Raw genomic sequence first — 10,328 nt, forward strand, 5'->3', positions numbered from 1 at the left:
TCAGATCGTTCAGAACATCTTGGCGCGAGACGAAGCTCGTCAGACACCGTCTCCGTGTCGCATGCCACCCACCCGCCACGCCACGAGCGAAAGCACGATAGTGTGGAGGCGTGACTTTTCCAACAGTAGGTGTAGTAGGCGGCGGCCAGTTAGCCCGCATGATGGCTCCGGTCGCGATCAATCTTGGCGTGAAATTGCACGTGCTTGCCGAGGCTGAGGATGTTTCAGCCACCACGGCGGCTACGTTCACCGTCGGTGATTACAAGGATTACGACACGCTGGCAGCCTTTGCCGACGACGTCGATGTGATCACTTTCGACCACGAACACGTTCCCACAGAACATTTACAGCGTCTGCAGGAGGCCGGTGTCGCCCTAGCGCCGGGCCCCGGGGCCCTGGTGTATGCCCAAGACAAACTCGTAATGCGCGCCAAAATGGCAGAGCTGGGTCTACCGCAACCGGCATGGCGTTCCGTGGCATCCGTCGACGAGCTACTGACAGCAGGTGAAGAGATCGGCTTTCCCGTTGTATTGAAAACGCCTCGCGGTGGATATGACGGCAAGGGTGTCTGGGTGCTGGATTCTGCTGACGAAGCCCGCCAGACCCACGACTGGTTTGACGGTGACCACTCGGCCCTGCTGGTCGAGGCGAAAGTCGATTTCCGCAGTGAACTCTCGGCCCAGATTGCGCGCTCCACCACCGGTGAGACCGCCACCTACCCGGTCGTGGAGACCATCCAGACGGACGGCGTGGCAGACATCGTCAAGGCACCGGCGCCACAGTTGGATGCAACGACTGACCATGCAGCACGCAGCGCAGCTGAAACAATCGCCGAGGGTGTGGGCGTCACCGGCATGCTGGCCGTTGAACTCTTCCACACACCAGACACTGATGCCGGATTCATGATCAATGAGTTAGCGATGCGCCCACACAACACCGGGCACTGGACTCAGGATGGTGCGCTAACCAGTCAGTTTGAGCAGCACCTCCGCGCAGTCCTTGGCCTCCCGCTGGGCGCCACGGATCCGGTCGCACCTTACACTGTGATGAAAAACTATTTGGGCGCCGAAAACCATGATCTCTACGGGGCTTTCCCCCTGGCAATGCAGAAATATCCGGCGGCCAAAATTCATGCCTACGGTAAATCGGTCCGTCCCGGACGTAAAATCGGACACGTGAACGTACTCGCCACCGATGGTGACCTCGACGCTGCACTGTCGGCGGCCATCGATACGGCAGAAATTATCCGCCACGGCAGAACCGACTACGCCCGTTAGAACTTTAAGGAGCTTCGTGTGACGAATACGCCCCAAACCCCCCGCGTTGCAGTTGTCATGGGATCAGACTCTGACTGGCCCGTCATGCAAGCCGCTTCCGAAGCACTCGCCGAGTTCGGTATAGATTACGAGGTCGATGTCGTCTCAGCCCACCGGATGCCACATGAAATGATCAAGTTTGGTGCAAGCGCTGAAGAACGCGGTCTCTCCGTCATCATCGCTGGAGCCGGCGGTGCAGCACACCTTCCGGGCATGTTGGCATCCACCACTCCGCTGCCAGTTATCGGCGTGCCAGTGCAGCTCAAAACGCTCGACGGCATGGATTCGCTGTTGTCGATCGTCCAGATGCCCTCCGGGGTGCCGGTTGCCACCGTTTCCATCAACGGTGCACGAAACGCTGGACTCTTGGCGGTCAAAATGTTGGCTGCCAATACCGGTACCGACGCTCAACAGCTCCGCGAGCAGCTCAATGACTTTTCCACCAATCTGAAGGAACAAGCGCAAGCCAAAGGCGCAAAACTGGATACACAACTCGCACAGCACAACAACAGCTAAACTGTCTCATTCGGTTTCACAACCAACTTCCCCAACCCTAATCGAGTAACAGTGACGAACACCTCCACACGAAATACCGCAGGCAAATCTGAACGCCAAATTCGGCGCGACCTCAACAACCGCCTGCGCCGGTTGGAATACGGCGCTGCCAAAGACAACCTCCTCAAAAATCCTGGGGAAGCTACCTTTGGCCAGCGGGCCAAACGTGCGCTCATACTGATGATGCTTACCGCACTGGTCCCCGGTGGCGCCCAGTCCGTGACCGGCAATCACCGGCTCGGCCGCATTGGGCTGACTGTCACCCTCATTAACTGGACCATCATTATCCTGGCGATTCTTGGGCTGATTATCGCACGTGACTTCACGATGTCGTTGGCGTTCAACCAGTATGTCCAAAGCATCGGCATCTTCTATTTGGCAGCGATCTCCGTCGGTTGGTTCATTCTCTGGCTCGATACCGCTCGGCTCATCAAATTCGTCAAGCTCAAACCCTCGGCACGGCCCATACTTGGCTTCCTGTTGGTAGCACTCATGGTCATCACTTCCGGTGGTGCGGCCTACGGTGCCTACTTGCTCAACTCTTCGACATCATCACTGGGCGCGATTTTCGGTTCGGGCCCAGCAGTAGAAGAAACCGATGGCCGCTACAACATTCTGATCATGGGAGCCGACGCCGGTGAAGGACGCACCGGCCTGCGTCCCGACTCGATCTCGGTGGCCTCGATCAACGCCGACACCGGCAAGATCGTGCTGTTTTCGATCCCCAGAAACTTTCAGAACGCCCGCTTTGCTTCCGATTCACCACTGTGGGAGGTCTATCCAGACGGTTACACCTGCGGCGACTCATGCATCATCAATGGGCTGTACACCGATGTCACCAGCAACTATAGCGACCTGTACCCCACCGCCGAAGATCCAGGCGCAGAAGCCATGATGGATGCGGCATCGGGTATTTTGAATATCGATGTCAGCGGTTACGTCATGATCGATATGGACGGTTTCTCCGAGCTCATCGATGCCATGGGTGGCGTCGAAGTGACCACCGGCGGCTATACCCCGTATCGCGGCACCCGGCCCGATGGCGAGTGGGGCAACGCCTGGTGGGGGCCCGAAACCTATACCTTCAACGGCGACGATGCTCTAGGTTTTGCGCGCTCGCGAAAGTGGTCCACCGACTACTCGCGCATCCAGCGCCAGCAGTGCGTCCAGCAAGCCATGCTCAGCCAATTTGATGTGCCCACCCTGGTCACCAGGTTTGAAGGGATCCTGGGGGCCGGCGAGCAGATGGTAGAAACCTCCATTCCGCAGTCCCAAGTGGGCAGTTTCTTGAATCTCGGCGTCAAATCTCAACGGCAGGAGATGGAGCGACTCACCATCGGAGCCCCCGATTTCGGCGACCAAGGCGAACAGTTTTCCACCTACCCCGATTTCGACGAAGTCCACCAGCGCGTCGATGAGATTCTGAGCGAAGACGGTACAGCTCCCTCGGGAGCGCACCTGATGCAACCGACGATCGGGATGTACTTCGCGCAAGCTGACAATGACGAGCCAACCGCAAACTGGGAGCCAGTCCCGACCCAACCTGACGGTAGTGAAATCACCGAAGAATACCTGATGTGGGCAGAGGACACCGGCCAAGAACGATTACTCAGTGAAGCCGCAGAAACCAACCATCAGTGCCATCCTGGCTAGACTTATCACGAAGAAGAAAGGCCAAACCACTTGACCAATCGTGTCCCGTCCGGTCAGCAACCCACGATGTATCGTCTCACTGCCCCGGTGAAAGCCTACGCCTGGGGTTCCACCACCCTCCTGGCAGATCTTGCACGCACCGAACCGTCTTCGACCCCGCAGGCAGAGCTGTGGTTCGGCACCCACCCCACCACCCAGACAACTTTGCCCGACGGCCGCGCACTGGCCGACCTGGTTGATCTGCCCTACCTCGTGAAGCTGTTAGCCGCCGAGCAACCGCTATCCATCCAAGCCCACCCAACTATCGTCCAAGCTGAAGCTGGTTTCGCCGCTGAAAACGCCGCCGGTCTCGCAATCGATGACCCTGAGCGCACCTACCGGGACCCCAACCACAAGCCAGAGATGCTCGTGGCCCTCACCGACTTCACCGCGATGGCTGGTTTCCGCGACCCAACGGCATCGGCCGAAACATTTGGCACTCTGGCACAGCTAGTCGAGCCCCCTGAGCTCGCCGTCGTCTTAAGCAATATGGCCACCCAACTGGCCGAAGGCAAAATCAAAGAGGTTTTTGGCCAACTCGTCGACACCGACTCAAAGTTTTGGCAGCCCGATGGGTGGACCCGGACTATCTTCACTGCGCTCGAGCAGGCCAAGCTCAACGACGACGCCCTGGCCAATGCGTTGGCAGCCTCAAAAATTCATCCTGATGACCCAGGCGCCCTTGTCACGCTGCTGATGAACCTGATCCACCTCTCCCCCGGTGAGTCAATGTTCATTCCAGATGGCACCATTCACGCCTATGTTTCCGGGCTCGGCGTAGAAGTTATGGCAACCTCAGACAATGTCATCCGCGGCGGCCTGACTATCAAACATATCGACGTCGAAGAACTCGACCGTGTGGTGCGCTACCAGCCTGATCCGCCACCGCTGATGACACCACGCATTGAGCACACCGAAGCAATGAGGATCACGTACTTCGACCCACCTGTCGAAGAATTTGCTCTTACCCGCTATGACTTACGTGCCAACCAGCGGCTATCCGTCGTGCCCGATAGACCCCGGATTGCCATATGTACCGACGGTACCGGGCAACTCGTGAGCCCCGAGGACATCGTTAAGGTATCTCCCGGAACCGGCGTCTACCTTCCGGGCAACGACCAGCCCCTAGAACTGACCGCAGGACCCGCCGGTGTGACGATGTTCATAGCTTGCCAACCGTGAACGACACCGTGCCGCGGCTGCTTGAAACACAGGTTGGGCTAGCCTAGGACTTACCGCATCAACACATAATAAAATAGGGGCAACATTGCACAACTCCACTGTGTCTTCATTCAATTCGACCACGCTTCGTATCGGCATGCTCACAGCTCTGTCCTCCGTGGCGATGCTGGCTCTCGGATTTGCCCCGGCCCCGTCGCTGTACTATCTGCTGGGTGCAAGCGCAATTGCGGTAGTCGTTATTGCAAGCACCGGCCCAAAGATTGCACAGCCTGTCCCGCTCGTATCCCTGGTTCTGACTGCTGGCGCCCCGGCAGGACTCGCCATGCTCTTCCGTGGCACATCATTGATCTGGGCCATTGCGCCGGTACTTGCACTCGTCGTGGCATCAGCCACGTGGATGTTCGCTTCCACTCGTTCCAGCGCGCACACGGTTGCAACACAATCAGACGACACAAGCATTGTTGTGGAGCCAACAGATTTTGCCACCGCTGACGAGCTGATGCCAAAGTGGCATGAAAAAACCGCGGTCACCAACGATGATTCGTCAGCAACCGCGGCCTAATGCAAAGCCCACTCCGTTAGTTTGATTTCTTCCACTTCGCCGGGCGGTGCTCAGCCTCAATGATGCGCACCGTACCGGTCTGACCGCGCATAATAATCGACTGGGTCTCAACACGGTTGGAGAAATACCGGGTGCCACGCAGCAAGTCGCCGTCGGTAATACCGGTTGCAGCAAAGTAGCAATTCTCCGTAGCGACCAGATCATGAGTACTCAAAATAGCGTCCAAATCATGCCCGGCGTCAATGGCCTTTTGGCGCTCTTCGTCATCTACCGGGGCCAGACGGCCCTGGATCATCCCGCCGGTCGCTTTGATAGCACACGCGGTGATAATGCCCTCTGGGGTGCCACCGGTACCCAACAGCATATCGACGTCGGTATTATGACGAGCCGCAGCGATGCCACCGGCCACATCGCCGTCCATAATGAATTTTACGCGTGCGCCGGCTTCACGAATCTCACGGACCAAGCTTTCATGTCGCGGACGATCGAGAACACACACGTTAAGCTGCGAGATCTTTTTGTCCAAGGCCTTCGATAGCAGCTGCAGGTTCTGTTTGACCGGCAGGCGGAGATCCACCATATCCGCGGCTTCTGGCCCAACGACCATCTTGTCCATGTAAAACACGCTGGAAGCGTCATACATCGATCCACGTTCAGCAACCGCCATCACGGACAGCGCGTTGTTGTAGCCCATAGCAGTCAGCATGGTGCCATCGATTGGGTCAACGGCGACGTCAACCTTCGGGCCCAGACCATCACCCACGGATTCCCCGTTATACAGCATGGGCGCCTCATCTTTTTCGCCTTCGCCAATCACGACGGTGCCGTCCATGTGCACGGTGTGCAGAAACGCCCGCATGGCATCTACGGCAGCACCATCGGCAATGTTCTTCTCGCCAAAGCCCACCCATTCGGAAGCTCCGATCGCGGCAGCCTCGGTAACGCGGACGAGTTCCATTGCGAGGTTGCGGTCTTGGGTACCCGCACCCTCAAATTGTTGTGCCGAAGACTTGTTGGTCATGTAGCTACTCCAAAGAAAACAGACTATGCGGAGAAAAATTTACTCCCTCATTCTAGCCCGAATATGGTCGCCGGCGAGTTTGGTGGCACAATAGAGTCGTAGAGTAAATATTCTGGTGTTGTTGCAAAGGAAAAACCATCACTACCGAACACGATGAGGCTACTGCCAAGCCAAAACTCACCAAATCGCAGAGCAACCGGATGAGCCAAACGGCCAAGGCTATGACGTATTCGGTGCTGGCAACACTGGCCATTGTTCTGGGCTGGATGGCACTCAACCCACAGGCAGATAACGAGTTTGATCCCGGCGTGGACGTTGCAGCGGCCGAACAAGAGGTAGCAAAAGTGGCGCCCTTTGTTCCAGCCACCGTAAATGCCCCCGACACCTGGCGAGCCAACTACGCGCGCTGGAATTCCGGTGCGCAAGACGACATTGCGTCCTGGCAGGTGGGCTACCTGACCGAGGACGAAGAATTCTTTGGCATCTCGCAAACATCCAATGCAACCGCAGGGTGGGTCGATGACCAGGTCAACCCGGTCGGTGAAGCAACCGAAACCACCGTGGCAACCCACGATGTCACCCGCTGGATAGGTGAAGATGAGCATATCTATCTCGTTGCGGAATTGGAACAGCAGGCTAACTCTAACGACAATCCACAGGCGGAGCATAGAATCGACCCGTCGGACACCATGACACTGATCATATCCGGCTCCATGGATGAAGAATTGCTGCGCCAGTTGGCCGCTGAAGTTCTGAACCAGTACGAGTAATCGCTTTACCGCATCGAGTAAACACCCCGAGTCAAAGGAGCCTAAAATGCCCTCATCTTTATCGCCTCAAGAAGCCTGGGGGCTACTCAAAGCCGGCAACGAGCGGTTTGTCGAAGGCGCTGTTGATCATCCACACCAAGATGCCGGCTGGCGCGCTGCACTGGCAGAGTCGCAAAGCCCGCACGCGGTGATTTTTGGTTGCGCCGATTCGCGCCTCGCAGCAGAGATTATCTTCGATGTGGGCTTAGGCGATGTATTTGTTATCCGTACTGCAGGACAAGTTATTGACGACGCCGTCCTGGGATCACTGCAGTTTGCCATCGAGGAAATTGACGTCCCGCTCATCATTATTCTGGGTCATGATAATTGCGGAGCTGTCACCGCCGCCGTCGAATCGATGGAAACATCCGTTATGCCAAAAGGGTTCATGCGTTCACTGGTCGAACGCATCATGCCGTCGGTCATGGCGGCCCGCTCCAAGGGAGTCACCGATGTCAATGGGACCGTCAAGGAGCACACTGACCAAACGGTCCACCGCGTCGTCGACACATCTTACGCCGTTGCACAAGCGGTTGCTGAGGGAAAAACTGCGGTTATGGGTATAACCTATTCCCTTTCCAATGGCACCGTCCAGATTGGCGATATTTTAGGTGCAGTCGAACCGTAGACCCCCACAGATTTGACCAAAGCAGAAATAAGCATCAACGAGGGTAGTTCCCAACTAGGATAAGGATTATGACAACGAAGTCTGATAATCAACAATTCCGTATTGAACATGACACCATGGGTGAAGTCCGAGTACCTCTGAAGGCACTGTACTCCGCACAAACCCAGCGTGCCGTAGAAAATTTCCCGATTTCGGGCCAGGGTCTTGAACCCGCCCATATCCACGCGCTGAGCCTCGTCAAGAAAGCGTGTGCGGTTGCCAATAACGAACTGGGTGTTATTAGCGACGATCAGGCACAGGCCATCAAATCCGCCGCAGATCAGGTGATCGCCGGTGAACACGATGACCAGTTCCCCATCGATATTTTCCAGACTGGTTCTGGAACCTCATCGAACATGAACACCAACGAGGTGTTGGCCAACCTGGCGAACCAGGCCTTGAAAGCGGCAGGGTCGGAAACCACCGTCCACCCGAATGACCACGTAAACGCCTCGCAGTCTTCCAACGATGTCTTCCCCACTTCGGTACACGTCGCGGTGACCAACGCACTGATCAATAATCTCAAGCCAGCACTTGTACATCTGGCCGAATCATTGGAGCGCAAGGCCAAAGAATTTGAAACCGTAGTGAAAGCCGGTCGCACCCACCTCATGGATGCCACCCCGGTAACCATGGGCCAAGAATTTGGTGGCTACGCCGCACAGGTTCGATACGGCATTGAGCGCATTGACTCGGCACTACCTCGCGTTGCCGAAGTACCGTTGGGCGGCACCGCTGTAGGAACGGGTATCAACACACCACTCGGTTTTTCCGAACGTGTAATTGAAGTCTTGGCCGAAGAATCTGGTTTGCCGATCACTGAAGCTCGCAACCACTTTGAGGCCCAAGCAAACCGTGACGGGCTGGTCGAAGCCTCCGGACAGTTGCGCAACATCGCCTACTCACTGTTGAAGATCAACAATGACCTGCGCTGGATGGGATCCGGCCCGAACACCGGGCTGGGCGAGCTGGCTATCCCTGATCTGCAGCCTGGTTCATCGATCATGCCGGGTAAGGTCAACCCGGTCATCGTTGAGGCCGTCTCCATGGTTTGCGCACAGGTTATCGGTAATGACACCACCGTCTCCTTGTCGTCCACCAATGGCGCCTTCGAACTCAACGTGGGCATCCCGGTCATGGCCACGAACCTGTTGGAATCCATCCGTCTGCTGACGAACTCATCACACGTGATGGCCGATAAGATGATCGACGGACTTGAAGCCAACGTTGAACGCGCTGCATTTTTGGCCGGGGCGTCGCCATCGATTGTGACTCCACTGAATAAGATCATCGGATATGAAGCCGCCGCTGAAATCGCCAAGTACTCGGTTGCTGAAAAAGTTACCGTTCGCGAAGCAACCATCGCACTGGGCTACGTCGAACGCGGCGACATTAGTGAAGAGCAGCTTGACAAGGCACTCGACCCAATGTCGATGACTCGCCCAAGCTAACCCCACACGATTCCAGTGATCCTCGCACGTATTGTGCGAGGATCACTCATTTAACAACATGGCAACCATTACCCGGGCTGTTTCCACGACTGCAAATGTTTCGAAGCAAGCCCAGCGATTCTGCCCGGCGTTAGCCGCATGCCCATATCACGTACCCACGAGGTCAATGGCCCAGACGCTTGAGCAACATTGCCCATCCAGCGGGATTGTCGCCACAAGGCAGTGGTCCGCTTACGCCGCAGCTTATTATAGCGAGCAAGCACTTCTTCAAGATCATCGCCCTGCCTGCGACCTAACAGCAGGGCCAGGGTAACAGCGTCTTCAATTGCCTGACCGGCGCCCTGACCCAGATTTGGGGTCATGGCATGGGCAGCATCGCCCAATAGCACGGTGCGCCCCCGGGTGAACGTGGCCAACGGTTTCGCTAACTCATAAATGTCGTGACGAATGATATTCCCAGACGGCGTTGCTTCCAGACATGCAGGAATAGGATCATGCCAGGTTCCAAAAGTGTCGTGCACCGCTTGACGCTCATCCTCAAAGATTCGACCTGCCTCTGTTGTCAGCGTCCCGAACCAGTAGAGCTGGTCCTCAGGCAGCGGGACAATACCGAAGATGCTTCTACGGCCCCACGTCTCCCCTGCTGCATGGTCAATATCGACAGATCTATCTGTTACTCCACGCCAAGCAGTATATCCCGCGTACGACAACCCGCTTTCAAGGCCCAACCGTTCTCGATTTTTACTGCGTACCCCGTCAGCGACAAGAACTAGATCGAATTCAACGGATGCCCCATGGACCAAGATGTTCGGCGAACCGTTGCACGAGACGAACGCCGTGGTGCCCGAGCGAAGCGAACCCGCGGCTAGTTGAGACACCAGCGCGTCGTATAGGGTTACCCGGTGGACACTGCGCAATGTAGCAACCGCGGTGCTCGGCAACGTGAGCAGCCAGCTCCCATCGGGTGCTCGTTGCCCCGCACGCATCCTGGCGATTGCACCACTCGACACGTTTCTGACGACGTCAGACAAACCCACAGCAGACAACGCCTCAAACGCGTTACCAAACAGGGT

10 protein-coding genes are annotated in these 10,328 nt (G+C 56.7%); 8 read left to right on the forward strand and 2 right to left on the reverse strand.

The features are described 5' to 3' along the window. Positions 1–110 precede the first annotated feature (110 nt). The 5 genes from L0H14_RS05995 to L0H14_RS06015 all read left to right on the forward strand — a co-directional run bounded on the left by L0H14_RS05995 (position 111) and on the right by L0H14_RS06015 (position 5,307). Positions 111–1,277: a 5-(carboxyamino)imidazole ribonucleotide synthase gene (locus L0H14_RS05995; protein ID WP_301417316.1), complete on the forward strand. Its 1,167-nt coding sequence runs from the start codon at positions 111–113 to the stop codon at positions 1,275–1,277. An 18-nt stretch (positions 1,278–1,295) separates the two neighbouring features. After that, positions 1,296–1,832, forward strand: a complete 537-nt coding sequence (purE, locus tag L0H14_RS06000; RefSeq protein ID WP_301417314.1) for a 5-(carboxyamino)imidazole ribonucleotide mutase — start codon at positions 1,296–1,298, stop codon at positions 1,830–1,832. Between the two features lie 51 nt (positions 1,833–1,883). Next, complete coding sequence (locus tag L0H14_RS06005) at positions 1,884–3,524, forward strand: LCP family protein (protein ID WP_301417312.1); 1,641 nt, start codon at positions 1,884–1,886, stop codon at positions 3,522–3,524. Positions 3,525–3,554: 30 nt separating this feature from the next. Further along, entirely contained in the window at positions 3,555–4,745 is a 1,191-nt protein-coding gene (gene manA, locus L0H14_RS06010; protein WP_301417310.1) for a mannose-6-phosphate isomerase, class I, read from the forward strand. Between the two features lie 85 nt (positions 4,746–4,830). Further along, complete coding sequence (locus L0H14_RS06015; RefSeq protein WP_301421498.1) at positions 4,831–5,307, forward strand: hypothetical protein; 477 nt, start codon at positions 4,831–4,833, stop codon at positions 5,305–5,307. 16 nt (positions 5,308–5,323) lie between these two features. On the opposite strand, the gene glpX is transcribed toward L0H14_RS06015, so the two are convergent. Beyond that, entirely contained in the window at positions 5,324–6,328 is a 1,005-nt protein-coding gene (gene glpX / locus L0H14_RS06020) for a class II fructose-bisphosphatase (protein ID WP_301417306.1), read from the reverse strand. A gap of 200 nt (positions 6,329–6,528) precedes the next feature. Here glpX and L0H14_RS06025 point away from each other — a divergent pair, with 200 nt between their 5' ends. The 3 genes from L0H14_RS06025 (at position 6,529) to L0H14_RS06035 (ending at position 9,255) form a co-directional block, all read left to right on the forward strand. Then, positions 6,529–7,098 (forward strand): DUF4245 family protein, encoded by a 570-nt coding sequence (locus tag L0H14_RS06025; protein ID WP_301417304.1) that lies wholly within the window; start codon positions 6,529–6,531, stop codon positions 7,096–7,098. A 46-nt stretch (positions 7,099–7,144) separates the two neighbouring features. Beyond that, positions 7,145–7,765: a carbonic anhydrase gene (locus L0H14_RS06030; RefSeq protein WP_301417302.1), complete on the forward strand. Its 621-nt coding sequence runs from the start codon at positions 7,145–7,147 to the stop codon at positions 7,763–7,765. Positions 7,766–7,833: 68 nt separating this feature from the next. Continuing rightward, on the forward strand, positions 7,834–9,255 hold the full coding sequence (locus L0H14_RS06035) for an aspartate ammonia-lyase (protein WP_301417300.1): 1,422 nt from the start codon (positions 7,834–7,836) through the stop codon (positions 9,253–9,255). 68 nt (positions 9,256–9,323) lie between these two features. Here L0H14_RS06035 and L0H14_RS06040 read toward each other — a convergent pair. Further along, positions 9,324–10,328, reverse strand: a 1,005-nt coding sequence (locus L0H14_RS06040; RefSeq protein ID WP_301421499.1) for an FAD-dependent monooxygenase, incomplete at its 5' end; no start/stop codon positions are given.

Origin of the sequence: Yaniella sp., assembly GCF_030453185.1 — a bacterium.
Lineage (GTDB): Bacteria > Actinomycetota > Actinomycetes > Actinomycetales > Micrococcaceae > Yaniella.